19 protein-coding genes are annotated in these 26,443 nt (G+C 66.2%); 10 read left to right on the plus strand and 9 right to left on the minus strand.

Annotated features, from left to right (window positions below; genetic code table 11):
• Window positions 1-100: 100 nt before the first annotated feature.
• Both ACCQ13_RS10015 and ACCQ13_RS10020 read right to left on the minus strand, forming a co-directional pair.
• Window positions 101-1,405, minus strand: coding sequence for a DUF445 domain-containing protein (locus ACCQ13_RS10015; RefSeq protein WP_104604335.1), 1,305 nt, complete (start codon window positions 1,403-1,405; stop codon window positions 101-103).
• A 626-nt stretch (window positions 1,406-2,031) separates the two neighbouring features.
• On the minus strand, window positions 2,032-2,904 hold the full coding sequence (locus tag ACCQ13_RS10020; protein ID WP_159407139.1) for a plasmid replication/partition related protein: 873 nt from the start codon (window positions 2,902-2,904) through the stop codon (window positions 2,032-2,034).
• A gap of 395 nt (window positions 2,905-3,299) precedes the next feature.
• On the opposite strand from ACCQ13_RS10020, the gene ACCQ13_RS10025 reads away from it, so the two are divergent.
• From ACCQ13_RS10025 to ACCQ13_RS10050, 6 genes are all read left to right on the plus strand, one after another.
• Window positions 3,300-4,979, plus strand: a complete 1,680-nt coding sequence (locus tag ACCQ13_RS10025) for an OFA family MFS transporter (protein ID WP_104604339.1) — start codon at window positions 3,300-3,302, stop codon at window positions 4,977-4,979.
• Window positions 4,980-4,985: 6 nt separating this feature from the next.
• Window positions 4,986-5,831 carry a formate dehydrogenase accessory sulfurtransferase FdhD gene (fdhD, locus tag ACCQ13_RS10030; RefSeq protein ID WP_159407140.1) on the plus strand — a complete coding sequence of 282 codons (846 nt, stop codon included), beginning with the start codon at window positions 4,986-4,988 and terminating at the stop codon, window positions 5,829-5,831.
• Window positions 5,828-8,176, plus strand: a complete 2,349-nt coding sequence (locus ACCQ13_RS10035) for an FdhF/YdeP family oxidoreductase (RefSeq protein WP_159407141.1) — start codon at window positions 5,828-5,830, stop codon at window positions 8,174-8,176. The genes fdhD and ACCQ13_RS10035 overlap by 4 nt, the downstream gene beginning before the upstream one ends.
• Complete coding sequence (locus ACCQ13_RS10040; RefSeq protein WP_159407142.1) at window positions 8,166-8,444, plus strand: hypothetical protein; 279 nt, start codon at window positions 8,166-8,168, stop codon at window positions 8,442-8,444. The genes ACCQ13_RS10035 and ACCQ13_RS10040 overlap by 11 nt, the downstream gene beginning before the upstream one ends.
• Before the next feature lie 769 nt (window positions 8,445-9,213).
• Window positions 9,214-10,332, plus strand: a complete 1,119-nt coding sequence (locus ACCQ13_RS10045; protein ID WP_159406496.1) for an ISL3 family transposase — start codon at window positions 9,214-9,216, stop codon at window positions 10,330-10,332.
• 95 nt (window positions 10,333-10,427) lie between these two features.
• Window positions 10,428-11,735, plus strand: coding sequence for an MFS transporter (locus ACCQ13_RS10050; RefSeq protein ID WP_104604347.1), 1,308 nt, complete (start codon window positions 10,428-10,430; stop codon window positions 11,733-11,735).
• A gap of 184 nt (window positions 11,736-11,919) precedes the next feature.
• Here ACCQ13_RS10050 and ACCQ13_RS10055 read toward each other — a convergent pair whose 3' ends face one another.
• Window positions 11,920-13,218 (minus strand): GGDEF domain-containing response regulator, encoded by a 1,299-nt coding sequence (locus tag ACCQ13_RS10055; protein ID WP_104604349.1) that lies wholly within the window; start codon window positions 13,216-13,218, stop codon window positions 11,920-11,922.
• Window positions 13,219-13,500: 282 nt separating this feature from the next.
• Here ACCQ13_RS10055 and ACCQ13_RS10060 point away from each other — a divergent pair, with 282 nt between their 5' ends.
• The 4 genes from ACCQ13_RS10060 (at window position 13,501) to ACCQ13_RS10075 (ending at window position 19,410) form a co-directional block, all read left to right on the plus strand.
• Entirely contained in the window at window positions 13,501-14,694 is a 1,194-nt protein-coding gene (locus ACCQ13_RS10060; protein WP_104604351.1) for an HlyD family secretion protein, read from the plus strand.
• Window positions 14,691-16,277, plus strand: coding sequence for an MDR family MFS transporter (locus tag ACCQ13_RS10065; RefSeq protein ID WP_104604353.1), 1,587 nt, complete (start codon window positions 14,691-14,693; stop codon window positions 16,275-16,277). The genes ACCQ13_RS10060 and ACCQ13_RS10065 overlap by 4 nt, the downstream gene beginning before the upstream one ends.
• A gap of 4 nt (window positions 16,278-16,281) precedes the next feature.
• Complete coding sequence (locus ACCQ13_RS10070) at window positions 16,282-17,772, plus strand: efflux transporter outer membrane subunit (protein WP_274391913.1); 1,491 nt, start codon at window positions 16,282-16,284, stop codon at window positions 17,770-17,772.
• A 273-nt stretch (window positions 17,773-18,045) separates the two neighbouring features.
• Window positions 18,046-19,410, plus strand: coding sequence for an NAD-dependent succinate-semialdehyde dehydrogenase (locus tag ACCQ13_RS10075; RefSeq protein ID WP_274391914.1), 1,365 nt, complete (start codon window positions 18,046-18,048; stop codon window positions 19,408-19,410).
• A 259-nt stretch (window positions 19,411-19,669) separates the two neighbouring features.
• Here ACCQ13_RS10075 and ACCQ13_RS10080 read toward each other — a convergent pair whose 3' ends face one another.
• The 6 genes from ACCQ13_RS10080 to ACCQ13_RS10105 all read right to left on the minus strand — a co-directional run bounded on the left by ACCQ13_RS10080 (window position 19,670) and on the right by ACCQ13_RS10105 (window position 26,422).
• A complete protein-coding gene (locus tag ACCQ13_RS10080) occupies window positions 19,670-20,671 on the minus strand; it encodes a magnesium and cobalt transport protein CorA (RefSeq protein WP_274391915.1) in 1,002 nt (333 codons plus the stop codon).
• Between the two features lie 15 nt (window positions 20,672-20,686).
• Entirely contained in the window at window positions 20,687-21,988 is a 1,302-nt protein-coding gene (locus ACCQ13_RS10085) for a lipoprotein N-acyltransferase Lnb domain-containing protein (RefSeq protein WP_274391916.1), read from the minus strand.
• Entirely contained in the window at window positions 21,985-22,863 is an 879-nt protein-coding gene (locus ACCQ13_RS10090; protein ID WP_104604379.1) for a CorC family transporter, read from the minus strand. Before ACCQ13_RS10090 ends, ACCQ13_RS10085 begins: the two co-directional genes overlap by 4 nt.
• 92 nt (window positions 22,864-22,955) lie before the next feature.
• Window positions 22,956-23,474: a hypothetical protein gene (locus ACCQ13_RS10095; protein ID WP_104604365.1), complete on the minus strand. Its 519-nt coding sequence runs from the start codon at window positions 23,472-23,474 to the stop codon at window positions 22,956-22,958.
• Window positions 23,474-23,959, minus strand: coding sequence for an rRNA maturation RNase YbeY (gene ybeY, locus ACCQ13_RS10100; protein ID WP_104604367.1), 486 nt, complete (start codon window positions 23,957-23,959; stop codon window positions 23,474-23,476). The genes ACCQ13_RS10095 and ybeY overlap by 1 nt, the downstream gene beginning before the upstream one ends.
• A 288-nt stretch (window positions 23,960-24,247) precedes the next feature.
• A complete protein-coding gene (locus ACCQ13_RS10105; RefSeq protein WP_274391917.1) occupies window positions 24,248-26,422 on the minus strand; it encodes an XVIPCD domain-containing protein in 2,175 nt (724 codons plus the stop codon).
• Between the last annotated feature and the right edge of the window lie 21 nt (window positions 26,423-26,443).

Below are 26,443 nucleotides of genomic sequence, written 5' to 3' on the forward strand. Positions count from 1 at the left end.
TGCCCTGCCTGTTGCGTGCCCGTTATACGGCCGACGCCGCTCCCGATCCGGGGCGCGCGCATACGCGTGTCCGGTGGGTGTTCGGCGCCGTGTCAGTGCATCAGAACGATAACCAGATCGACAATGCGTGAAGAATCACACCAATCAGTCCACCGACCAACGTCCCATTGAAGCGAATGTATTGCAGATCGCGCCCCACGCCCAATTCCAATTGTTCGACGAGGTGACGTTCGTCCCAACTTTTCATTGTAGAAGCAATGTGCTCGGTGACCGACGCCCGCAACCGCGTGGTGAGTTTGTCGGCGGCCTGCAGCATGTGCTGGTTGAGGGCGTCGCGCAGCGACGGGTCTTGCGCCAGCGCCTGGCCGAGCGATTGCATCGAGCGCTCGATGTGCGCCGCCACCGACGACTGCTCGCGGGCCAGGTCGCGACGCAGCGCATCGCGGATCTCGCCCCACAGGCCTTGCACGTACTCCTGCAGGGCCGGGTGTTCGATGGCGCGCTGCTTGAGCGCTTCGACCCGCGTGGCCATCTCCGGATCGTCGCGCAGACGCCCGATGTAGCCCTGCAACCAGCTTTCATAGTCGCGCCTGATCGGATGCTCCGGCGTGGTGAGGATGTCCTGCAGTTCCTCGATCGCCGCGCGCGCCATGCGCTCGGCCAGCGAGTCGCCGATCTCTTCGATGGGCTTGACCCAGTTCACCGTGCCGACCAACTTGGGCCATTCGCGACGCGCGTAGCGCACGATCAAGGCCGAGGCGCGCGTCTTGACCTGTTCCTGGTCCAGCCATTGCCCCAGTCGCAACAGCACTTCGTCGAGCAGCTTCTGGTGGCGTCCGTCGGTGGTGAGCAGGGCCATCACATCGCCGACGGTGGCGGCCGCGTTCCACTTGCGAAGCCGGTCCACCACGAAGCGCTGGATGGCATGGCGTACGGCCGCTTCATCCAGCAGATCCATCGCCTGCAGCATCCAGCCGCGCGCCATCTGCGCGAGCATGCGCGCCTGTTCGGGCTTGGCCAGCCAGTCGCCGAGGCGGCTGGCGGGATCGAACACGCGCAGTTTTTCCATCAAGGCCTCGGGCGCCAGGAACTGGTCGCGCACGAACACCGCCAGCCCGTCGGCCAGGCGCTCCTTGCCGCGCGGCAGGATGGCGGTGTGCGGAATCGGCAAGCCCATCGGATGGCGGAACAGCGCCACCACTGCGAACCAGTCGGCCAGGGCGCCGACCGTGGCCGCTTCGCAGAAGGCCGACACCCAGGCCCAGATGCCTTGTTCGCCCATCAGGTGGCTCATCACGAAGCCGGCGAACATTGCCAGCAGCAGTGCCGCTGCAAGCAGCTTCATGCGCTGCAATTGCGCGCGGCGCGGATCGGTGGGGCGGGGCGTGCTGAGGCTGGGTTCCATGCCCGAAGTGTACCCAGTGGCTGGGGCAGGGCATGTCCACGCCAGGGCGGCGGCGGTTGCCGTCGCGGTGTTTTGGGGCGTGGTGGGGGATCGGGAGAGCCCGGTCGCGCCCGGGTGCGCTCCTACAGTCGGGATGCCGGTAGGAGCGTCCCTGGGCGCGATGGGGCTTTGCCGGGAATGCTTGTGGTTATCGGGAGAGCCCGGTCGCGCCCGGGTGCGCTCCTACAGTGGGGATGCCGGTAGGAGCGCCCCTGGGCGCGATGGGGCTTTGCCGGGAATGCTTGTGGTTATCGGGAGAGCCCGGTCGCGCCCGGGTGCGCTCCTACAGTGGGGATGCCGGTAGGAGCGCCCCTGGGCGCGATGGGGCGTTGCCGGGAATGCTTGTGGTTATCGGGAGAGCCCGGTCGCGCCCGGGTGCGCTCCTACAGTGGGGATGCCGGTAGGAGCGCCCCTGGGCGCGATGGGGCGTTGCCGGGAATGCTTGTGGTTATCGGGAGAGCCCGGTCGCGCCCGGGTGCGCTCCTACAGTGGGGATGCCGGTAGGAGCGTCCCTGGGCGCGATGGGGCTTTGCCGGGAATGCTTGCGGTTATCGGGGCGCCCGGGTGCGCTCCTACGCGAGGTTGGCTCAGCTGCGGAGACGCTCCAGCTGCGCTTGCAGGGCGGCGACCTTGGACTGCAGGGCGGCGTTCTCGGTCTCCAGTTCGCTGACGCGGCGTTGCAAGGCCTTGAGGTCGCGGCGCTCGGCTTCGCCACCTTCGGCTTCGTCGGGTCTAGGCTTGCGCTTGGCATCGCGGACGCGCTTGGCCGCCTGCTTGAGTTCGGCCTTGCCGGCGTGGGCTGCGGCGCGCTGCTCATCTGCGGACAGGGTGGCCACGGCAGCGGCGGCGCTGATCGAGATCTCGCCGGCCTTCACCGCCTGCACCACCTCCGGCGCGGCCTGTTTGTGGATGCGTTCGATCATCACCACCTGGTTGCTGCTCAGGCGTGCTTCGCGCGCCAGCTCGGCGCGGCTGACCGGGGTGGAGGTCTCGTCCCATGGTGGGGTGTCGTTGTCCTGGCTCGCCTGTCCATTGCCACGGTCGTGCACGGCATGGTCGTCGCTGTCGGATGACGTGGACGCGTCGGCCACGTGGGGTGCCTCGGCGGCGGTATCGGCGTCGCGCTGGGTACGCTGGCGCGCAGCCAGGATCTCGCGCTTGCGCAGCGCCAGCACACCGCGCTGGAAATCGGACACGCTGCGCCGGCCCAGGTGCTGTTCGATCATCCACAGGTGCACGTCCTGCATCGACGTGAAGCGCGGGTTCTGTACGGTCTGGAACGGCAGTCCGTGCTTCTGGCAGAGGCCGTAGCGGTTGTGGCCGTCCACCAGCACATCGCCCCACAGCACCAGCGCGTCGCGGCAGCCCTCGGCCAACAGGCTGCGCTCCAGCGCCTCGTGCTCGTCGGGGGTCAGGGGGTCGATGTAGGCCTTGAGTTCTTCTTTGACAACGATGTTCATGCGGCAACTGCAGGGGGAGTGCGGGGCCGGCATTGTAGTGAGGCGGCCCGGGCTTTGCGCGCTTGACCCGGCACCAGCGCGCATGCGAGGCCGGTGGCAAGGCGCGGGCTGCGCCGCAGTGCATCGGCGGTGGCGCAATCTAGTCGGTAAGGACTAGTCAATTAGTCGCACTGTCGGCCGCTAACCTCAAGGAAGGCTTGCGTGGCTTGGGGCTGCTGGCGCGATGGAACGCTGCCGTGCGGGACCGAGCATTGCAAAGCTGCGGGGATCGCCGATGATGCGCCAGACCGGTGCCGGTCGGGGCTGGTTGCCGTTGTCTGCCATGCGCGCCATACCAATCCATCGCAGCCGTCAATCGTATTCATCGCAGCACTTTTACTTTGGGGGAAATGGGAATGACGCAAGGATCCATCGTGGCGACAGCCAGCGGCGCCAGCGCCGGTCTGCTGTCCAAGGAGCGCATCGTTGCGCGTCCGGGGTTCAACCGCTGGCTGGTACCGCCGGCCGCGTTGGCGATCCACCTGTGCATCGGCATGGCCTACGGCTTCAGCGTGTTCTGGTTGCCGTTGTCCAAGGCGCTGGGCATCACCGAAGCGATCGCCTGTCCGGCCGACATGGGCTTGTTCGCCCGCATGGTGTCCACGACCTGCGACTGGAAGATCAGCGAATTGCAGTGGATGTACACGCTGTTCTTCGTGCTGCTGGGCTGCTCGGCGGCGATCTGGGGCGGCTGGCTGGAACGCGCCGGACCGCGCAAGGCGGGCGTGGTATCGGCGCTGTGCTGGTGCGGCGGCCTGGTGATCTCGGCGATGGGTATCCACTTCCACCAGATCTGGATGCTGTGGCTGGGCTCGGGCGTGATCGGCGGGATTGGTCTGGGCCTGGGCTACATCTCGCCGGTGTCCACCCTGATTAAATGGTTCCCCGACCGCCGCGGCATGGCGACTGGCATGGCCATCATGGGCTTCGGCGGCGGCGCGATGATCGGCAGCCCGCTGGCCGATGCGCTGATGCGCCACTTCGCCACCCCCACGTCGGTGGGCGTGATGGAAACCTTCCTGGTCATGGCCGCGCTGTATTTCGTGTTCATGATGGCTGGCGCCTTCGGCTACCGCGTGCCGCCGAGCGGCTGGACGCCGGCTGGCTGGACCGCGCCGGTGGCCAGCTCCAACACCATGATTACCTCCAACCATGTGCACGTGAAGAAGGTCTGGGGCATCCCGCAGTTCTGGCTGTTGTGGGGCGTGCTGTGCCTGAACGTGTCGGCCGGTATCGGCGTGATCGGCATGTCCTCGCCGATGCTGCAGGAAGTATTTGGCGGCCGCCTGATCGGCGTGGATGTCGGCTTTGGCAGCCTGGACCCCACCCAGCTGGCCAGCATCGCCGCCATCGCGGCGGGGTTCACCGGCTTGCTCAGCCTGTTCAACATCGGCGGCCGCTTCTTCTGGGCCAGCATGTCCGACAAGCTCGGCCGCAAGAATACCTACACGGTCTTCTTCCTGCTCGGCATCTGCCTGTATGCGGCGGCGCCATCGGCCGGTAACGTGGGTGGCATTGCGCTGTTCGTGGGCATCTTCTGCATCATCCTGTCGATGTACGGCGGCGGCTTCGCCACCATTCCGGCGTACCTGGCCGACCTGTTCGGCACCCAGATGGTGGGCGCCATCCACGGCCGCCTGCTGACAGCCTGGGCCACTGCCGGCATCCTCGGCCCGGTGGTGGTGGGTTATATGCGCGAGTACCAGCTGGCCCACGGCAGCCCGCCGTCACAGGTCTACAACACCACCATGTACATCCTCGCCGGCATGCTCGTGCTCGGCCTGATCTGCAATCTGCTGGTGCGTCCGGTGGCCGCGCGTCATTTCATGACGCCCGACGAACTGGCGCGCGAAAAGCAGCTGGCGCACGAAAAGGTCGACCGCAGCGGTCATGCGGTGTTGCCGCCGGAGCAGATGGCGCGTATCGGCCACGGTGGCAATCCCGCGCTGGTGGCGGTTGCCTGGTTGGCAGTGGGTATCCCGATGCTGTTCGGCATCTGGGTGACGCTGCAGAAAGCCTTCGTGCTGTTCCATTGAGGTGAGATGACCACTCCGTCCTCCCGCTCGGTGCGCCCTGGCAGCGTGGTGCGCACGGTGTTCCGACATCGTGGCGGGCGCGGTGCCACGGTGCAGGACCAGGTGGCGGCCGAAATGCCGGTTGCGCTGATCTACAACCAGGTGCCGTTCGCGGTGATGATGGCCACGCCTGAAGACCTGGAAGACTTTGCGCTGGGCTTTTCGCTGAGCGAAGGCATCGTCGACCACCCGCAGGAGCTGCGGGTGGTCGCGGTGGAGACCTTTCTGGAAGGCGCTTCGTTGCAGATCGAGATTCCACCCGAGCGTGCCGCCGCACTGGACCGGCGGCGGCGCAACCTGGATGGGCGCAGCGGTTGCGGGGTGTGCGGCAACGAATCGATCGAGGCGGTGCTGCGCGTGCCGCCGGTGGTGCAGTCCGCCTTGCAGATCGATGCGGACGCGTTGGCGCGCGCGCTGGCTGGGCTGCACGCGCAGCAGCCGATCGCCGCGCAGACCGGCGCGGTGCACGCGGCCGGATGGGCCGATGCCGACGGTGTCGTGCAGCTGGTGCGCGAAGACGTCGGCCGGCATAACGCCCTGGACAAGTTGATCGGTGCATTGGCGCAGGCGCGCATCGATGCATCGCAAGGATTTGCGGTGGTCACCAGCCGCGCCAGTTTTGAGATGGCCATGAAAGCCGCGCAGGCCCGGATACCGCTGCTTGCAGCGATCTCCGCGCCCACCGCGCTGGCGATCAGCCTGGCCGACAGTGCGGGCCTGACCCTGATCGGGTTTGCCCGCGATCACGATTGTGTTGTTTACAGCCATCCGCAGCGCCTGAACCTGGGCGTGGCGGTGGGAGAGCCCGCATGAGCAAGAAGACCATCAAGCAGTACGACAATCCCGCTGGCGGCTGGGGCGCATTGCGCTCGGTCGCCAAGCACCTGATGGAACAGGACATCGCAGTGCAGGGCGCCAAGACGCTGCTGCATGCCAACCAACCGGACGGCTTCGACTGCCCCGGCTGCGCCTGGCCCGACCGCGATCACACCTCCACCTTCGAGTTCTGCGAGAACGGCGCCAAGGCTGTGGCGGCCGAGTCCACCGCGCGCCGTGCCGGGGCGCAGCTGTTCGCTTCGCACAGCGTCAGCCTGTTGTCGCAGTACAGCGACTACTGGCTGGAGGGGCAGGGCCGGCTGACCGAGCCGATGCGCTATGACGCGGCCACCGACCATTACGTACCAGTGAGCTGGGATGAGGCGTTTGCGCAGATCGCCAGCCATCTCAATGGCCTGGCCAGCCCCGATGAGGCGATCTTCTACACTTCCGGGCGCACCAGCAACGAGGCGGCGTTCCTGTACCAGCTGTTCGTGCGTGAGTTCGGCACCAACAACTTTCCCGACTGCTCCAACATGTGCCACGAACCCTCCGGCACCGCGCTGCGCTCGCAGATCGGCGTGGGCAAGGGCACGGTGTCGCTGCACGATTTCGAACTGGCCGATGCCATCTTCATCTTCGGCCAGAACCCAGGCACCAATCACCCGCGCATGCTCGGCGAGTTGCGTCAGGCCTCCAAGCGTGGCGCGGCGATTGCCGCGTTCAATCCGCTGCGCGAGCGCGGGCTTGAAAAGTTCGCCGACCCGCAGGACAAGCTGGAGATGCTGCACAACGGCTCCACGCGCATCGCATCGGATTACTTCCAGCTCAAGATCGGCGGCGATCTGGCTGCGATCAAGGGCATCATCAAGCATGTGCTCGAACGCGACGCGCAGGCACAGCGCGAAGGTACGCCGCGCTTGCTGGACCTGGATTTCATCGCCGAGCACACCGCCAATTTCGACGCCTTTGTCGCGGACGTGCAGGCCGAGTCCTGGGACACCATTGTCGAGGAATCCGGGCTGGACGAAGCGGCGCTGCGCAAGGCCGGGCAGATCTACCTCAACGCCGGGAGCGTGATCGCCTGCTGGGGCATGGGTATCACCCAGCACAAGCATTCGGTGGCCACCATCCACATGATTACCAACCTGCTGCTGCTGCGCGGCCACCTGGGCCGGCCCGGCGCAGGCGTGTGCCCGGTGCGTGGGCATAGCAACGTGCAGGGCGACCGCACGATGATGATCTACGAAAAGCCGCCAGCCGCGTTCCTGGACAAGCTGCAGTCGGTGTTCGGCTTCGCGCCGCCGCGGGCGGACGGCTTCGATACCGTCGGCGCCATCGAGGCAATGCTGGATGGTCGCGGCAAGGTGTTCTTCGCGATGGGCGGCAACTTCGCTGCGGCCACGCCCGATACCGAGGCCACACACCGTGCGTTGCGCAACTGCGACCTCACCGTGCATGTCACCACCAAGCTCAATCGCAGCCACCTGGTGCATGGGCGCGAGGCGCTGATCCTGCCGTGCCTGGGCCGCACCGAAATCGACATCCAGGACGCCGGCTCGCAAGGCGTGACGGTGGAGGATTCGATGAGCATGGTGCACCTGTCGGCCGGCATCAATCCGCCGGCCTCGCCGGACCTGTTTTCCGAGCCGGCGATCGTGGCACGCATGGCCGAAGCCACCTTGGGTGCGCGCAGCGCGATCCGCTGGCGCTGGCTGGTGGGCGACTACGACCGTGTGCGCGACCTGATCGCGCAGGTGTTCCCGGATTTTGCCGACTTCAACCAGCGGGTGCGCGTGCCGGGGGGCTTTCGCCTGTCCAACACCGCGCGCGACCGCAAGTGGGTCACGCCCGAGCAGCGTGCGGTGTTCAAATCGCATGCGGTGCCCACCGACAACCCGATCCACCGCGCGCGGCGTTCGCGGGGCGATCAGATGGTCTTCACGCTAGCCACCACGCGCTCGCACGACCAATACAACACCACCATCTACGGCCTGGACGATCGCTATCGCGGGGTGTTCGGCGAGCGCCGCGTGCTGTTCATCAACGGCGCCGACATTGCCGCGCTCAACATGAAGGCCGGCGATTGGGTGGACCTGGAGAGCTTGTGCGAGGACGGCGTGCGCCGTGAGGCGCGGCGCTTCCTGCTGGTGGACTACAACATTCCGCGCGGCTGTCTGGCGGCGTATTACCCGGAAACCAACGCGCTGGTGCCTCTGTCCAGCTTCGCCGACGAAGCGCGCACGCCCACCTCCAAGTCGATTCCGGTGATCGTGCTGCCGCACCGCGCCGAAACCGCCGACGCGGCGCCGCGCGACATCGGGGCCGTGCTTGTCCGCTGACCCGCAGCTCACTGCACAGCTATTGCACGCCCTGGCCGAGGCACCGCAGGGCGTGTCTCTGGCGAAGTTGTGCAAGCAGTTGGGCGTGCGCATGAGCGTGCTGCTACGCACGCTCGCCTGGCTGGGCACGGCCAACCTGGACGGTGAACCGGGTCCGGACTGGGTGCGTGTAGAAGAGCGTGGCGAACGGCAATTTGCGCTGCTGACGCCTGCCGGCCTGGTTGAACACGTGCAAGGTGCAACGGCGCAAGTGCCGCAGGGCGGTTGAGCGATCTTCCCGCTTTGATGAAGAGCTGGCGGTGTTTTGGATTGGGTTGGCACCGCATCCAGGAACGACGAGGGTCACGGGTTTGAGCCAAAAGCGTCGTTGGGCGAGCGCGCGGTGTCCTCACCGCACCAGAACGTTGGTCGGCGGTTTTGAGAAGCGGCTCCTGATGCGGTAGCGGCGCAGCACACTCAGCGAACGTCGCCTGTCGCTTGCACTGACAGACCGACCCTCTCGAATGGTCCTTGCCCGCTCACCGTCGCTGGACCTTACGCGGCATGGATGCCGCGTAAAAGCCTACAGGGATGTACTTGCGGCGTGTCCCGCGATGGTGGGCGGGCAAGGGCCTCCTGCAAACCGACAAAGCTTTAGCGGGACATCGTCGAAGCGACGCCACAAAACAGGCGCTTTGCAACCGAAGCACTTTAAGCAACAGCTGGCGACACCTTGTCGTCCGCCTTGGGCGGGTGAGGACGTCCTGGCCCACAGCACTGTCGGTCACGCTTGCAACTTTTACCGGCTCATCGCGGATTCGTGTGGGTGCCTTGAGGCCCCTGAATCTGCGTTGAGCCTTGGAAACAGGCCCTTTCCACCGTCCCAGAAGGTGGTACATCCTGTGCTGACTTCTTGACGCGGTGTTCTGCATGAAAACGGGCCGTCGGCTGAGTGAGTTGTTTTCCTTCCCTGGCTTCGCGGCGGAGTCCACGCTCAAGGGCGTGTTCGGCGCCCCGAAGGCGCGGATCGTGACCTTGCGGCGCCGAAAAAAACGGCCGTGTGTTCCAACTGTGGCCATCGGTGTCGCAGCCGCTACGACAAGCGCCTGTGCCGCGCCCGCGACTTGCGGGCGGCCGGCTGGATGCTGTTCGTGGAGTTCGAGCGCTGGCGGGTCGATTGCCCGGGGTGCGGCGGCGTGCACGTAGAGCGGCTGGACTGGCTGGCCAAGAATCCGCGCTACACCGAGCGATTCGCCCTGCATGTGGGCAATCTGTGCCGGAGCATGACGCACAAGGCCGTGGCTGAGCTGGAGCGCCTGCACGACAGCACGGTCAAGGAGCTGTCCAAGCTGTACATGGCCGAGCAGGTGCGCCGGGCGGGGACGCCGGCGCCGCGCGCCATCGGCATCGACGAGATCGCGATCCACAAGGGCCATGACTACCGCGTTGTGGTCAGCGATCTGGAGCGCGGCCGACCGATCTGGTTCGGCGGCAGTGGGCGCACCGAGGCGGACATCGACCAGTTCTTCGCCGAATTGGGCCCAAAACGTAGCGCCGGCATCGACGTGGCGGTGATGGACATGTGGCGGCCGTTTCGCAACTCGGTGGGCAAGAACGCGCCCAACGCCAGCATCGTGTTCGACAAATTCCACATCATGCGCCACCTGTCCGACGCGCTCGATCAGGTGCGGCGCGACGAGTACAAGCGCCTTCAAGGCCAGGATCGCAGTTACATCAAGGGCCAGCGTTACACCCTGCTGAGCAATCGCGAAAACCTTACCCTGGACGGTCGAAAGGCGCTCGCCAAGTTGCTGGCGGCCAACAAACGTCTGAACACGGCGTACCTGCTGAAAGAGTCCTTCGGGCAGCTGTGGAGCTACCGCACCGAGCGAGGTGCACGGGAGTTCTTCGAGCGCTGGAAGCAGAGTCTGCGCTGGCAGCGGCTTGTGCCCTACCAGACGTTCGTGGGGATGATCGAGCGGCACTGGGACGGCATCGCGGCGTACTGCAGGCCGGAGAACAAGGTCAGCCTCGGCCTGGTGGAAGGGCTCAACAACAAGATCCGGGTCATCCAGCGCAGCGCCTACGGCTATCGCGACGAGGAGTTCCTGAGGCTCAAGATCATCGCCAGCTTCCTGCCCGCGCTACCCGAAAATGCTCGATTGCACCCACAGTGATCCGCGAAGACCCCTTTTACCAATCGGTTGGCCTGCGCAAAGCCCTGCCGCGATCTGCCAGAATCGGCCGTCTTGTTTCCGGATGCCGACTACCGATGACTGCCGCCGCGTCGCTTGCTACGCCCACCAATTCGCCTGCGCGCGTGCTGTTTGCCAGCCTGATCGGCACCACCATCGAATTCTTCGATTTCTATATCTACGCCACTGCGGCGGTACTGGTGTTTCCCGCGCTGTTCTTTCCGGCCGGCGATGGCAGCGCGGCGATGCTGCAGTCGCTGGCCACCTTTGCGGTGGCCTTCATCGCGCGGCCGGTGGGCTCGGCGGTGTTCGGCCACTTTGGCGATCGCATTGGCCGCAAGGCGACGCTGGTGGCGGCGTTGCTGACGATGGGCCTGTCCACGGTGGCGATCGGCCTGTTGCCCGGTTATGCGCAGATCGGCGTGCTGGCGCCGGCGCTACTGGCGGTGTGTCGCTTTGGTCAGGGGTTGGGCCTGGGCGGCGAATGGGGCGGGGCGGTGTTGCTGGCCACCGAAAACGCCCCGCCCGGCAAACGGGTGTGGTACGGCATGTTTCCGCAGCTGGGCGCGCCGCTGGGCTTTTTGCTGTCCACCGGCACCTTCCTGGGCATGGGGGCATTGCTGGACGATGCCGATTTCCTGGCCTGGGGCTGGCGGGTGCCATTCCTGGCCAGCGCGCTGCTGGTCGCCATCGGGTTGTGGGTGCGCCTGAGCATCACCGAGACCCCGGATTTCCAGAAGACCCTGGATCGCAAGACACGCGTGCGCCTGCCGCTGGGCACGGTGATCTCGCAGCATTGGCCGGCGTTGATCGTGGGCACCCTGGGCGCGTTCGCCACCTTCGTGCTGTTTTATCTGATGACCGTCTTTGCGCTGGGCTATGGCACCAAGACCCTGGGCTACGCCAAGGAACAATTCCTGCTGCTGCAGATGGCCGGCATCGTGTTCTTTGCGCTGGGCATCCCGCTGTCGGCGAAGTTCGGCGACCGCCATGGGGCGCCGCTGGCGATGCTCCTGGCCAGCATCGCCATCATTGCGTTCGGGATGGCGTTTGCGCCGTTGTTTCAGGCCGGCCATCCACTGCAGGTGCTTGGCTTCCTGTCGCTGGGATTCTTCTTCATGGGGCTGACCTATGGGCCCTGCGGCACCTTGCTGGCGGAGTTGTATCCCACCGAGGTGCGCTACACCGGCGCATCCTTGTCGTTCAATCTGGCCAGCATCCTGGGCGCGGCACCGGCGCCGTACGTCGCCACGCAACTGGCCGCGCGCTACGGCGTGCAGGCGGTGGGCTACTATCTGGGTGCCACTGCGGTGCTGAGCCTGCTGGCGTTGATGGTCGCGCGGCGACCGCGCCGGCAGACGATTGGCGGCAAGCATTCCAGCTAGCTGGGCGCCAGGCGCGCCGAGGTGTCTCCGGTAACGCTTCGTCGCGCTCGGGTGCGTTCCGACGGGGCATCGTCGTTGCCTGACACCTTGTGCAGGTAAGTGCGGGCGTGGCTATATCCGGACCCGGCTTCTTGCATCAGACGCGGCGTGTGCTGCCACGCCATGCAGCGCGGCGTCCTGGCAATCAGCTCGCCAAGCGCACCTGGTTGCGGCCGCCGGCCTTGGCCAGGTACAGGTACTTGTCGGCTTCGCCCAGCAGATGATGCAGGGATTGTCCGTCCTTGCTGGCAATGCACACGCCGATACTCACGGTCATGCTCAGCGTGTCATCGCCGACGCGTACCCGCAACGCGCTGATGCGCTCGCGCAGGGTCTCGAAATAACTCGTGGCGTTGGCCGCATCCAGCCCCGGTACCAGCAGGCAGAACTCTTCTCCGCCGAAGCGTGCCACCAGGTCCTGCGGGCGCGCATGCCCGGACACCGAGGCGGCCACCGCACGCAGGGCCTGGTCGCCGGCTTCGTGGCCCCAGGTGTCGTTGATGTGCTTGAAGTGGTCGATATCGACCATCGCCGCAGTCACCGTCTGGTCCTGCGACAGCAGCTTGGGGATCACCCGCTGGCTCTGCTCCAGGAAGTAGCGCCGGTTCGGCAGGCCGGTGAGGAAGTCGCGCGTGGCCAGGTCCTGCAGCGTGCCGATCAGTTCCAGCTGGTCCACGTTCTGCGAGACGCGGCAGAAGAATTCTTCGCGGGAAAATGGCTTGCGCAGGAAGTCGTTTGCGCCGTTCTTCAGGAAACGCGGGATCAGCGACGAATCGCTGTTGCCGGAGATGCCGATCACCGCCACCTTGTCGCGCGAGCGGATGGCACGCAGCCGGCGGGTGAATTCCACGCCTTCCATGCCGGGCATTTCCTGGTCGACGATGGTCAGGCGGATGCCGGCGTCGCGTTCGATCGCTTCCAGCCCCGCCGCCCCGTCGGCGGCCAGCACCACGCGGTAGCCGTACATCGACAACAGTGCCGCTGCGTAGGTGCGCGCAGACAACGAATCGTCCACCACCAGCGCACCGATGCGGCGATTGCGTTCCAGGCGCTGCACCAGCCAGGCCAGATATTCGATGCTGCCCGGCGCGTTCTTGAGTACGTAGTCGATGATCTGCTGCTGCAGCACGCGCTGGCGCAGATCCTCGTCGTAGACGCCGCTGACCACCACGGTGGGCAGGTTGCGCGACAGGAAGAACTCCACCACCTTGTCGCGGTCACCATCCACCAGCACCAGCCCGGTCAGGACCAGAAACCAGCCATCTTCCTCGTCGAGCACGCGTGCCGCTTCGGCCAGGGTCGACACGACCGTGACCGGCAGTTCCACGCGCTGCTCGATGGCTTCGCGCAGCATGCTGGTGAACGTGCGCGAATTCTCCACCAGCAGTACGCGCTGCGGCAGGACTGCGCTTTCACTATTGCGATTTAAGGTACCTGGAGACATCGGCTGGCCGTGTGGATCGAACCGTCAGACCAACTAACGGCCCGGGCCGCGAAAACTTGAGCGCGGTAGCGAACGCGGCGGCACGGACGGTGCGCGGCATGTGCTGGCAGGCCGCCTGCTGCGCCAGTAGCCCACGGGGCGACCCCAGCGATGGCTGAGCAGGCTCATCACACAATCTGTACCGATGGGTTCAAATGATTGTATGGTTTCCGGCGCGTTCGCCAATGCCGCTGTTGCGGCGAGCCCTTGCGCACCCCGCCCACGACACACAGGACGCTTCTCTTGAGCAACCCAGTCCCCCCGTCCAACGATGGCCGCGATGCGCCTGCCGATGCCCAGGGCGCTGAGGCCCAGCCGCCGCCAAAGCCGTCGCCGCTGAAGAATCCCAAGGTCAGGTGGACCCTGATCCTGGTGGGCGTGCTGGTCGTGGTGCTGCTGGTGATCTGGCTGGCCTATTACCTCATCAAGGGCCGCTACCTGCAGGACACCAACAACGCCTATCTGCAGGCCGACTCGGTGGCGGTGGCGCCGCGCGTCAGCGGCTATGTGACCAAGGTACTGGTGGGCGACAACCAGATCGTGGACGTCGGCCAGCCGCTGCTGCAGATCGACGATCGCACCTACCAGGCCACGCTGCAGCAGGCCGAAGCGGCCATTGCCGCACGCCAGGCCGATATCGTGGCCGCCACTGCCAATGTCGCCGGCCAGGAAGCGGCGCTGGTGCAGGCGCGTACCCAGGTGACCTCGGCCGCCGCCAGCCTCACCTTCGCCCAGGCCGAAGTGAAGCGCTTCGCGCCATTGGCGGCCTCCGGCGCGGACACCCACGAGCACCAGGAAAGCCTGCAGCACGACCTGGCGCGCGCCCGCGCCCAGTACGACGCCGCGCGGGCGCAGGCTACCGGGGCGCAAAGCCAGATCCAGGCCAGTAGGGCGCAGCTGGAACAGGCCCAGGCCGGCCTGAAGCAGGCCACCGCCGATGCCGACCAGGCACGCGTAGCGGTGGAAGACACCGGCCTGATCAGCCGTATCCACGGCCGGGTGGGCGACAAGACCGTGCAGGAAGGGCAATTCCTGGCTGCGGGCACCCGCACCATGACCATCGTGCCGCAGCAATCGCTGTACCTGGTCGCCAATTTCAAGGAAACCCAGGTCGGCCTGATGCGCCCCGGCCAGCCGGCCGAAATTGAAGTGGACGCGCTGTCGGGCGTGAAGCTGCATGGCAAGGTCGAGAGCCTGTCGCCGGGCACCGGCTCGCAGTTCGCGCTGTTGCCGCCGGAAAATGCCACCGGCAACTTCACCAAGGTGGTGCAGCGCATACCGGTGCGCATCCGCGTGCTGGCCGGCACCGAGGCGCGCAAGGTGCTGGTACCGGGCATGTCGGTGGAAGTGACCGTGGATACCCGTTCGGCCAAGGACGCCAAGCAGCGCGCCGAAGCAGAATCGGACCGCGTGCAGGAGCAGGAGCGCGCGCGATGAGCGCAGCGGCCGTCACCGGCCAGGGGGCCGGCGGCAGCGCAGGCCGCGAGAAGGCCAGCCCCGGCGCGTGGCTGGCAGTGCTGGCCGGCACCATCGGCTCGTTCATGGCCACGCTGGACATCTCCATCGTCAACGCGGCCCTGCCGACCATCCAGGGCGAGGTGGGCGCCAGCGGCACCGAAGGCACCTGGATCTCCACCGCCTACCTGGTGGCCGAGATCATCATGATCCCGCTCACCGGCTGGTTCGTACGCACGCTGGGCCTGCGCAATTTCCTGCTGATCTGCGCGGTGATGTTCACCGCGTTTTCAGTGGTGTGCGGGCTGTCGACCTCGCTGACCATGATGATCGTCGGGCGGGTGGGGCAGGGCCTGGCGGGCGGCGCGCTGATTCCCACCGCGCTGACCATCGTGGCCACCCGGCTGCCGCCCAGCCAGCAGACCATGGGCACTGCGCTGTTCGGCATGACCGTCATCATGGGGCCGGTGATCGGCCCGCTGCTGGGTGGCTGGCTCACCGAAAACGTCAGCTGGCACTACGCCTTCTTCATCAACGTGCCGATCTGCGTGGGCCTGGTGGCGTTGCTGCTGCTGGGGCTGGAGCATGAGAAAGGCAATTGGGCCGGCCTGCTCGATGCCGACTGGCTGGGCATCTACGGTCTCACTGCGGGTCTGGGCGGGCTCACCGTGGTGCTGGAAGAAGGCCAGCGCGAACGCTGGTTCGAATCCAGCGAGATCAACACGCTGAGCCTGATCGCGCTGAGCGGCTTCATTGCGTTGATCGTTGGCCAGTTCCGCAAGCGCGCCCCGGTGATCCACCTGTCGCTGCTGCTGCATCGCAGCTTCGGTGCGGTGTTCATCATGATCATGGCGGTGGGCATGATCCTGTTCGGCGTGATGTACATGATTCCGCAGTTCCTGGCGGTGATCTCCGGCTACAACACCGAGCAGGCCGGCTATGTGCTGCTGCTGTCCGGGCTGCCGACCGTGTTGCTGATGCCGATGATGCCCAAGCTGCTGGACGTGGTGGACGTGCGCATCCTGGTGATCGCCGGCCTGCTGTGCTTTGCCGCCGCCTGCTTCGTCAACCTGTCGCTGACCGCCGATACGGTGGGCATGCATTTCGTCGCCGGGCAGCTGCTGCAGGGCTGCGGGCTGGCACTGGCGATGATGTCGCTCAACCAGGCGGCCATTTCCTCGGTGCCGCCGGAGCTGGCCGGCGATGCCTCTGGCCTGTTCAATGCCGGCCGCAACCTGGGCGGGTCGGTCGGCCTGGCGCTGATCTCCACCTTCCAGGAGCGGCGGATGGGTTTCCACACCGAAACCATCGGCAGCTCGATCACCGCCAACGCGCCGCGTGCGCAGGAGGCGCTGGCCGGCCTGAGTGCGCAGATGCACGGCAGCGCGGGGGGCGAGGCGGCGATTGCGGCCATTGCGCAGTTCGCGCGGGTGGTGCAACAGCAGGCGCTGGTGATGACCTACAGCGACCTGTTCTGGATCTTCGGCATGATCGTGGTGTGCACGATCCCGCTGGCCTTTTTGCTCAAGCCGTTACCCAAGGGGACGCACCTTGCGATGCATTGATTCCATGCGCCTGTTCCGCATGCCGCTGGCCGCGGCGTTGAGCGCCGTTGTACTCGGTGGCTGCATGCTTGGCCCCAACTACACCAAGCCACCGTCGGTGGCCGATGCGGCGATACAGGCCCCGGCACTGCATCGTGCCAGCGGCGCGGAGGTGGTGGCCGCCGCACCGGTGAACCACTGGTGGGAAGAACTGCATGACCCCACCTTGACCCGGCTGGTGACCCAGGCGCTGGCCGACAGCCCCACGCTGCGCGCCGCGCAGGCCCGCCTGCGCGCCAACCGCGCGCTGGCCCGCCAGCGCCGCGCCGAGCGTCTGCCCAAGCTCAATGCCAGTGCGGTGTATGCGTATGCCGAGCCGCCGCAGACCATCGTGGACACCCTGGGCGGGCTGCAGAACGGCCAGCAAGGGCAGCCGCCGGCGCAAGGCAGCCAGGCGCTGGATCTGGAGAAGACCGAGATCTACAGCGCTGGCTTCGACGCCAGCTGGGAGCTGGATTTTTTCGGTCGTCGTCGTCGTGCCGCCGAAGGCGCACTGGCCCAGGCGCAGGCCTCCGAAGCCGAACTGGCCGACGCGCAGGTGCAGCTGGCCGCCGAAGTCGGGCAGGTGTATCTCAATTACCGTGGGTTGCAGGCGCGTTTGGCAATTGCCGATGCCAACCTGGACAAGATCCGCCAATCACTGCAGCTGGTGCAGCAACGCCGCACCCAGGGCGCTGCCTCGGACCTGCAGGTCGAACAGATCGCCACCCAGGTGCAACAGCAGCAGGCGCAACGCCTGCCGCTGGAGATGCAGGCGCAGGAAGCGCAGGACCAGCTGGCGCTGATGGTCGGGCGCGAGCCCGGCGCGCTGGACGCCCAGTTGAGGACGACCCAGCCGCTGCCGATGTTGCCCACCCAGGTGCGCGTGGACGATGCCGGCGCGCTGATCCGCCGTCGCCCGGACGTGCGCAAGGCCGAGCGCGCGCTGGCTGCCTCCAGCGCACAGATCGGCGAGGCGCTGAACGGCTATTTCCCGCAGGTGACCCTGCTGGGCGGGCTGAGCTGGGTGGCCGGCTCACCCAGCGATTTCAATTCCGATGCGTTGACTACCCTGGCGGTGCCGATGCTGCGCTGGTCGATCTTCGATTTCGGCAAGACCCGTGCGCAGGTGGACCAGGCGCGTGCCGGCAACGCCGGCCGTGAGGCGGCCTACGAGGCGGCGGTGCTGGGTGCCTTGCAGGATGCCAATGCGGCGCTGTCGCGTTTCGGCTCGGCGCGCAAACAGCTGGTGGTGGCGCGCCAGGCAGAAGCCTCGGCCACGCGCTCGGCCGGGCTGATGCAGCAACGCCGCGATGCCGGCGCCACCTCGTCCATCGACCTGCTGGATGTGCAGCGCCAACAGTTCATCGCGCAGGACGCCGCCGCCCAGGCGCAGGTGCAACTGCTGGTGAACTACGTGGCCTTGCAGAAGAGCCTGGGGTTGGGCTGGAGCGAGGCGCAGCAGGAGACGCGTTGAGGCCGTGCCTGCGGATCGACGGTCGCTTCACGCGAGGCTGGCAGCCTGGATCTGGCGGCAGCGGGACTGGCTGGCGACGATGCGTTGCAGACAGTCCGCGAACCGCCAGCCGGTGTGACAAGCGGCCGTGCCGATGGGTTTTCGCCAGTGCCGCAGGTGTCCGGCACTGCGTCGCAGTGCGATGGACACAGCGTTACATCGATTTCAGGCGTCTGTGACGCAACGGCAACTCGTGCGGGTCTAGCATTGGCCGCCTTATCATTGGAGAACGTCATGTCCTACGACACCGTCAACCCGGCCGATGGCCAGGTCGAGCACACCCAGCACACCCTGGACAGCGCCGGTATCGAGAAGCGTCTGGCAGCCTCGGCAAAAGCATTTCCAGCCTGGGCGGCCTTGCCCCTAGCCGAGCGCGGCGCGCTGCTGCGCCGTGTGGGCCAAGAGCTGACCCGCCGGCGCGAGGACCTGCAGCACATCATGACCGCAGAGATGGGCAAGCTCCGCGCCGAAGCACTGGCCGAAGTGGACAAGTGCGCGCAGGCCTGCGCGTACTACGCCGAGCATGCGGCCGATTACCTGGCACCGCGCCAGATTCCCACCGAGGCGCAATCGAGCTACGTGCGCTACGAACCGCTGGGCTGCGTGTTCGCGGTGATGCCATGGAATTTTCCGTTGTGGCAGGCGTTCCGCTTCCTGGCGCCTGGTTTGATGGCTGGCAACGTGTCGCTGCTCAAACATGCCAGCAACGTGCCGCGCTGCGCCGATGCCATGAAGGCGGTACTGGATGCCGCCGGTATTCCGCCAGGCGTGTTCGACGTGTTGCATATCGACAACGACCAGGCCGCGGATGTGCTGCGCGACGACCGCATTGCCGCAGTGACCTTGACCGGCAGCGAACGCGCCGGGCGCTCGCTTGCTGCCAATGCCGGCGATCAACTGAAGAAGTGCGTGATGGAACTGGGTGGCAGCGATGCCTTCATCGTGCTGGACGATGCGCAGTTGGAGCACACCGTGGAATCGGCGGTGCAGTCGCGGTTCGACAACAGCGGGCAGACCTGCATCGCCGCCAAGCGCTTCATCGTGGTGGAGGCCATCGCCGGGCGCTTCATCGAACGCTTCGTTGCTGCCGCCTCCAAGCGCGTGGTCGGCGATCCACAGCAGGAGAGCACCACGCTGGCACCGATGGCGCGCGCCGACCTGCGCGATGAATTGCACAAGCAGGTGCAGGCCAGCGTGGCGAAGGGCGCCAAGGTGCTGCTGGGCGGCGAACCGGTGCCCGGCTCCCACGCCGGCTACCCGGCGACCATCCTCGACCACGTCGCGCCGGGCATGCCGGCCTATCACGAAGAATTCTTCGGACCGGTGGCCTCTATCATTCGCGTCGCCGATGAGGCCGAGGCCGTGCGCGTGGCCAACGACACCAGCTTCGGCCTGGGCGGCAGCGTCTGGACTGCCGATGCCAAGCGCGGCGAACGCGTCGCCCAGCAGCTGCAGTGCGGCGCCGCCTTCGTCAACTCGGTGGTCAAGAGCGACGTGCGGCTACCGTTCGGTGGCATCAAGCGCTCAGGCTTCGGCCGCGAACTGGCCGATCACGGCATCCATGAGTTCATGAACATCAAGACGATCTATGTGGCTTGACGGCTGGGAATCGGGAATCGGGAATGGGGAATCGGTAGAGCGGCTCACTGAGGCATTGGAGCAAATGAACGTTGCTAATCCCCTACCTCCATCAGAAAGAGGGAAATCGCTTCTACGATTCCCCATTCCCCATTCCCCATTCCCCATTCCCCATTCCCCATTCCCCATTCCCCATTCCCCATTCCCCATTCCCCATTCCCCATTCCCCATTCCCCATTCCCGATTCCCGATTCCCGATTCCCAGGCCGCAACGCGGCCATCACAGCCACCGCGCGCGCTTGAACAGGCGATACAGCACCAGGCAGGAGGCGACGATGCCGCCCACCAGCAGGGGGTAGGCGTAGGGTTTGTCGAGTTCGGGCATGTGGGTGAAGTTCATGCCATACCAACTGGTGATGAGCGTGGGGGCGGCCAGCAGTGCGGCCCAGGCGCCCAGACGCTTGACCGTCTCGCCTTGCGCCATCGTTACCATCGACAGGTTGACGCTGAGTGCGGTGCCCAGCATCTCGCGCAAGGTGTCGATGGCGTCGTTGATGCGCACCGCATGATCGAGTACGTCGCGCAGATAGATGCCCACTTCTGCGTGGATCAATGAGCCAGGGTTGCGCTTGAGTTGCGAGAGCACGTCCTGCAACGGCGCCACCACCAGACGCATCTTGTTGAGTTCGCGCTTGAGCTCATACAGCCGCACCACCGTTTCGCGCTTGTAGTCGTCGGCAAAGATGTCCTTTTCCAGGCGCTCCAGCGTGTCGCGGAACTCGTCCATGATCGGCAGATAGTTGTCGACCACGAAATCCAGCACGCCATATAGGCAGAACGAGGCACCCATGCGGAGCATGGCCGGCTCGCGCTCGACCCGATGCCGCACCGGCGTGTACGACAGCGATGCGCCGTGGCGCACGGTCAGCAGAAACCGCTCGCCCAGGAATGCATGCGTTTCGCCGTAACGGATACGCTCGTTGACCAGTTGTGCGGTATTGACCACCACGAACAGCGAGTTGCCGTAACTCTCGGCCTTGGGCCGCTGATGCGCCTTGAGCGCGTCTTCGATGGCCAGGTCATGCAGGCCGAATTCGTCCCGCAGCTTGTGCAGCACCGACTCCTGCGGCTCGTACAGTCCCACCCAGACAAAGCCATCCGGGCGCTCCAGCACGTCGCTGATCTGCTCCAGGCCGATGTCGTGGCGTTTGCCATCGCCATCGTAATAGGCACAGGTGATGACGCAGGACGGATTGTCTGGATGGCGGCCGTGGCTGTTCATGGGCACATCGTCGGGTCAACGTCGAGGAAGCGACACGTCGCGCGGCTGCAGGGCGATCGCAAGCGCGGCGTGGATCGGCAACAGCAGCATCACCCACTGCAGGTTGTCCTGCGCCTGGAACGAGAGCCAGTGGATCACCAGTGCCAGCAGCGCCGCGGCCGCCACCAGCCAGGACAGCCCATTGAACCAGAGGCCCGGCCGATGGCCGAGCTGTAGCCGGATGCCACCAAACCACAGCAGCACGCACAGCGGATTGACCAGCAACAGGTTGCGGTTGGCCCACGCGGACTGATGCGCGGTGAAGCCCCACAGATACACCAGCAGGCCGCCGCCGATGGCGCACAGCAGCCAGAACGGCAGTGCCAGCCCGGCCAGCAGGCGTTGCCGGCGACGCAGCGCCAGCACGCCGGCGGCCACCAGCACGCCGGCCAGCAGCCACGGCCACCACTGCCGCTGCTGTTCGGCAGGCTCGGGCGCGACGCGGTGCGGCAACAACACTTGCGTGGATTGCACCAACGGCCGGCCGGTGCTGGTGTGCACCTGGGTCAGGCTGTCGGCCAGTCGCATCGGCACGAAGCCTTCTTCCCAGCGCGACAGCGGGCGATCAGCGTACGGACCCAGGCCCAGGTCGAAGCCCAGCCACATCCACGGGGCAGGGGAGGCCAGGCGTATCGCCTCGCTGCGGTAGGTATTGCCGCGCGAGCGACCGGCCAGTTGCGACTTCAGCGTGCCGCCCATGGCACGATCGAGCGTATCGCGCACCATCGTGGCGCAGTTGGCTTCGAAATAATCGTAGTGATAGCGCGCGTTTTCCGGGCGGCTGCGCACCGCCAGCCCGTCGGCGAGTGCGCGTGCCTGCTCGGGCGGCAGATCCAGCCACTGCACGCTGACGCCACGGCCGGCGTTGCGGTATTGCGACAGGTCTTCTTCCAGTGGCAGCGCCACCAGGTAATACATCATTTCGCCACGCGCGAAGCGCGGCACGAAGTCCGGCTCGCTGGGGTCGAAGAACCCGAAGTTGTACGAGGTGGCCTGCCCGCTGACTGGGTCCACCACCACGATGGCGTCATGCCCGAAGCGCTCGAAGAACACTTCGCCCGGTTGCATGGTCAGCACGCCGACGCGTGGCGCCGGGGCGACCGCCGAAGCAATGCCCTGGGCAGCCTTGCCCTGGACCGCCTGGACCGCCTGGACCGCCTGGGCCACGGCAAGCGGCGCGGCCAGCAGCGTCAGCAGCAGCAGCGCCCAACAGGCGAGCCACCGCCGTGCGCCGCCGCGCTGCGGCGCCGTGCAGGCACTGCGGGCGAGCTGGTTCAAGCGTCGTCCTGCGGGTCGGGCGGCAAGATGGTGACGTGGAAGGCATGCACGCGGCGCGCGTCGGCCTTGGCCACGCGGAATGCGAAGCGTCCCAGTGTCAGCTCTTCGCCGGTTTCCGGCAGATGGCCGATGGCATCGGTGACCAGGCCACCCACGGTGTCGTATTCGTCGTCCGGGAACTCGGCACCGAAGCGCTCGTTGAAGTCCTCGATCGGCGTCAGCGCATCGACCACGTAGCGGCCATCGGCCTGGATGGCGATCAGCGAATTCTCTTCTTCGGCGTCGTCGTGTTCGTCGTCGATCTGGCCGACGATCTGCTCCAGCACGTCCTCGATGGTGACCAGGCCGGCGACCCCGCCGTACTCGTCCACCACGATCGCCATGTGGTTGCGCGACAGGCGGAATTCCTTGAGCAGCACGTTGAGCTTCTTGGACTCTGGGATCAGCACCGCCGGGCGCAGCAGCTCGCGGATGTTGCCAGGCCCGTTGTCGGCGACCACGCCGCGCAGCAGGTCCTTGGCCAGCAGGATGCCGAGCACTTCGTCCTTGTTCTCGCCATGCACCGGGAAGCGCGAATGGCCGGATTCGACCACCTGCTTCATCAGGTCGATGAAGCGCGCCTCCACCGGCAGGGAGACCATCTGCGAGCGCGAAATCATCACATCGCCCACGGTGAGCTCGGCGACGGCGATGGCACCTTCCATCATGCGCAAGGTGTCGGCGGCGATGAGGCCGTCCTGTTCGGCGGTCCGCAGCAGCGCGATCAGTTCGTCGCGGGTGTGGGGTTCGCCAGAGAAGGCCGCGCTGAGGCGTTCGAGCCAGCTGCGGCGTTTTTCGGGGGGGTCTGCGCTGTAGCTACTGTCGTCTTCTGACATCATGACGGGGGACGGCACCCGGAAAACCAGGCATGGACCAGCAGTCTAGCAGGAAGCCGGCCACACGCTGTGGATGCGTTGCCAGGCCCGGGTCAGGGCAGGTCCAGGCTGTAGCCGCAGCCCACCACGGTCTTGCCCGGATGCGATTTGACGTTGGTCACGCTGAGTACCACCGATTCGATCATCGCCTCGCCGGTCTTGGGGTTGATGGTGTCTTCGCTGACCAGCTCGCGCCCGTACATGACCTTGTCGGCGTTATCCACGCCCAGCTCCAGGTCCAACTGCTTGGCCAGCGGGCGCGGATCGGGCAGGTCCAGGATCGCCATGATGCTGGCGCCGGAAAAGGCGATGTGGTGGGTGCTGTGGCCGAACACCTTGATGGGCGTGTTGAGGGTGTATTCGGTCATGAACAGGTTGGACTGGTCCAGCGGCGTCCAGCCCAGCGCCACCGCCTTGAGCGGGTCGGCCAGCACCGGCGCCAAGGCGTTGAAGTCGCCGATGCGCTGGCGGCATTCGATCAGTGCCGGCAGATCGGGCCGTACCGGCGCGCCCTGCGCCAATGCCGCTGCCGGACTCAGCAGCAGGCAGCTCATTGCCATCAACGCGCGCATCAACGCTCCCCCGCGTAAGGGTCTTCGATTCCCAGGTCGGCCAGGATCTCGCGTTCCAGTTGCTCCATCGCATCGGCCTCCTTGTCGTCTTCGTGGTCCCAGCCCAGCAGATGCAAGGTGCCGTGCACGGTGAGGTGCGCATAGTGCGCGGCCAGCGACTTGCCCTGTTCGGCCGCCTCGCGCGCCACCACCGGCGCGCAGATCACCAGGTCGCCCAGCAGCGGCATCTTGATGCCCTTGGGCAGGCCCTCCGGCAGTTCGGCCGGGAAGCTCAGCACGTTGGTGGCGTAATCCTTGCCGCGGTAGTGGTGGTTGAGCGCGCAGCCTTCCTTCTCATCGACCACGCGCACCGCCAGGTCGGCCTCGCGGATGCGTCCCTTCAAGGCAGCGGCCACCCACTTGCGAAAGCTCACCGACGACGGCAGGCCGGCGCGCGGCAACGCATAACTGACGGCAACGTCGAGACGGACAGGTCCACGGGTCATGGCGACAATTCCTGGGCAAAGGGGCATCTGATCCATGCCGGTCACCTGCCGCATCGCTGTGCGCAGTGGGCCGCGTGTAGCTGCCATTTCGGCCGGCCGGCATCTGGCAATTGTAAGCGGTGTCGAGGTGGCCCTGGCGGAGGCTGCGCCCAAATTCACGACGTGACAGCCCGCGCACGGGTGGGGGGGGCGTTTGCCCGTTTGCCCTGCGCGCTACGCGGCGTCTGCCTGCACGTTGGAGGGTTTGTAGCGGGCGTGCCTGTGTCGCGCCTGCTTGCCACAGGGTGCCTACACGGTGAGTTGCGGCCCGGGCGGCGGGCGTGTCTGATCGGTGGCCTGTTGCTGCGCCTGCTGTTGTGCGTGTTCTTGCGCCAACCGTTGGTTGATGACCTCCAGCTGCTGGTGAGATTGCTCGACAGGGGTCTGTATGGCCTGCAGTGTCGGCATGGACGTGCGGACCATGGCGTGATCTGTCGGCGAGCCTTGTACAAGGAAGACATTCTGCACTGCATCGGGGTTGGCGCTTGGGGTGCCCAGCAGCACATGGTCAACCCGCGCCAGCTCTTGTTTCTTGGCGAGCACCAGCAAGCTGGCGGTCATGCGCTCGCTGGTGGCATCGAAGCTGCGGCCGGCCTGCTGGTCCAGCTCGGCGACCTTGCCTTTGATCTGTTGATGCAAGGCGTGGTCGGGGTGATCGGCATCGGCAGGTGAGCGTGGCGCAGGTGTCTTACGGGGCAACGCGCGCTCGTGATGTCGTTCTGCCGGGGTCATCCATTTGCCGATCTCCGGTGTGCCGGTGAGCGTGCCGGTGGCAGGGTCGCGCGCGAGATTGACTTTGGCCCAGTTTGCTTCGATATCGACTTTGCCGGTGGTGATATCCCGCGCTTCAGCAAGAACTCTTGCGGCAGTTGATTGTGCCTGCTCTTCCCACGTATTTTGGGGCGCCCATTGGCCCTGTTTAGCTATCGCTCTATTGAGCCGACTGACCACAAACTGCTCCGGATCACCGCCCTGACTACGTGCAATCCCCTGCACGGAGGCCTTCACTTCAAAACTCTCCCAGCGCTGGGTCTGCGGGTTGATGCCGACCACATCGATGCCATGGCCGGAATTGTTCTGGATCGGCACCAGATCCGTATACCCGCGTGCCGCCAGGTCATGCGACACCAGCGCCTCGCCGATCGCGCCAACCTCGTGGTTCTCAAGTTCCGTCAACGCGCGCTTGCCCACATAGGCATCGATGGCCGCATGGAAGGACACCTCGCCATCGAACAGCGTCACATCGCGGCGTGCCAGATGCGCCAGTTCCCTGGGCGACAAGGCGCCGCTTTGCAACAGGCCACCCAGGTTGCCCGACGCATGCAAGCCATCCACCAGCGCGCCCAGCTCGCCCTGGCTGCGTTTGACCCCGGCCAGGCCGTGGAACATCAGGTTGGCGCCATCGGCGGCCAGGCCGCCGCTGACCTGAACGTGGCGCGCGTCCTGGGCCAGTTCGACCAGGTCTGCGGCCAGTGCACCGGCCTGCTTGCGCTCAAGCGTGCCGGCAACGCGTCCTGCAACCGGCGCCAGTTCCTCGCCGGCATGCGCAACCTGGGCAATATGCGCCAGCTTGGTCAGTTTGCTGACAGGCACGAAGGTGGCGATGATTTCCACCGCCGCGGCACCCTTGGCATCGCCCAGGTATTCATGCTCCTTGCCGTCGCGCGTGGCTTGCTCCAGACCGGCTTCCCACTGGTTCCAGGCGCCGATCGCCGCGTTACGCAGGTCGCGCGGGAGCTTGGCCGGGTCGTCGATGGCCTGGGCGGCATACACCGAGGCCGCGCCGATGAGCAGATTGCGGAAATCGCGGTCGGTACTGAACTGGTGCGCAAGCGCGGCCAGTTCCACGGTGTCGCCCAGCATGGCCAGGCCATGCCGCGTGGCGCCTTTCAGCGCGCCATACGCTTCCTGCGACCCTGCAGCCATTTCACTGGCGGCCCGGTCCAGGTAGAGGTTCTGCGGTTGTGTCGGCGCGGTTTGCGCCCAGCGCCGCGCTGCCGCCAGGTTGTCGCTGATCTGCTGGTCGCTCCAGGCCAGCGCCTGCCCCAGCCCCGCCTTGGCCTGGTGCGCGGCAGCGCCAAGCGGCTCTTCCACATAGCGCTCATAGTTGCGCTCGACCCACGACTCATCGAGCTGCGCCGCATCCAGGGCCGCGTCGAACCGCCGTGCATCGGCCGGCGGCAAGCGGCTGGAGATGGCCTCGATCAATTGGCCCACTTGCGCTCTGCCGCGTTCGTCGGCATAGACCGGCGAGGCCATGATGGCATCCACCACGCCTGCGGCATCCATCCCATCCAGTGTCTGGTGGGCGTTGATGAGCCGGTATGCCTGGTAGGCGCCCAGATCCACCTGGCCGGTTGCGTCGGTGGCCTGCGCAAGCGACACCAGGTCGCTGGTCCGTGAGGTGCGGTTCGTCGCGTTCATGTCGGCCTGCTCCTGTCGCGA

Origin of the sequence: Xanthomonas sp. NCPPB 1638, assembly GCF_041475635.2 — a bacterium.
Classification (GTDB): Bacteria; Pseudomonadota; Gammaproteobacteria; order Xanthomonadales; family Xanthomonadaceae; genus Xanthomonas; species Xanthomonas cucurbitae.

Bases quoted from the DNA above. Each gene is read 5' to 3' on its own strand.
- ACCQ13_RS10015 (WP_104604335.1), bottom strand. From the start codon at position 1,405: ATGGAACCCAGCCTCAGCACGCCCCGCCCCACCGATCCGCGCCGCGCG.
- ACCQ13_RS10020 (WP_159407139.1), bottom strand. From the start codon at position 2,904: ATGAACATCGTTGTCAAAGAAGAACTCAAGGCCTACATCGACCCCCTG.
- ACCQ13_RS10025 (WP_104604339.1), top strand. From the start codon at position 3,300: ATGACGCAAGGATCCATCGTGGCGACAGCCAGCGGCGCCAGCGCCGGT.
- fdhD (WP_159407140.1), top strand. From the start codon at position 4,986: ATGACCACTCCGTCCTCCCGCTCGGTGCGCCCTGGCAGCGTGGTGCGC.
- ACCQ13_RS10035 (WP_159407141.1), top strand. From the start codon at position 5,828: ATGAGCAAGAAGACCATCAAGCAGTACGACAATCCCGCTGGCGGCTGG.
- ACCQ13_RS10050 (WP_104604347.1), top strand. From the start codon at position 10,428: ATGACTGCCGCCGCGTCGCTTGCTACGCCCACCAATTCGCCTGCGCGC.
- ACCQ13_RS10055 (WP_104604349.1), bottom strand. From the start codon at position 13,218: ATGTCTCCAGGTACCTTAAATCGCAATAGTGAAAGCGCAGTCCTGCCG.
- ACCQ13_RS10065 (WP_104604353.1), top strand. From the start codon at position 14,691: ATGAGCGCAGCGGCCGTCACCGGCCAGGGGGCCGGCGGCAGCGCAGGC.
- ACCQ13_RS10070 (WP_274391913.1), top strand. From the start codon at position 16,282: ATGCGCCTGTTCCGCATGCCGCTGGCCGCGGCGTTGAGCGCCGTTGTA.
- ACCQ13_RS10075 (WP_274391914.1), top strand. From the start codon at position 18,046: ATGTCCTACGACACCGTCAACCCGGCCGATGGCCAGGTCGAGCACACC.
- ACCQ13_RS10080 (WP_274391915.1), bottom strand. From the start codon at position 20,671: ATGAACAGCCACGGCCGCCATCCAGACAATCCGTCCTGCGTCATCACC.
- ACCQ13_RS10090 (WP_104604379.1), bottom strand. From the start codon at position 22,863: ATGTCAGAAGACGACAGTAGCTACAGCGCAGACCCCCCCGAAAAACGC.
- ACCQ13_RS10095 (WP_104604365.1), bottom strand. From the start codon at position 23,474: ATGCGCGCGTTGATGGCAATGAGCTGCCTGCTGCTGAGTCCGGCAGCG.
- ybeY (WP_104604367.1), bottom strand. From the start codon at position 23,959: ATGACCCGTGGACCTGTCCGTCTCGACGTTGCCGTCAGTTATGCGTTG.
- ACCQ13_RS10105 (WP_274391917.1), bottom strand. From the start codon at position 26,422: ATGAACGCGACGAACCGCACCTCACGGACCAGCGACCTGGTGTCGCTT.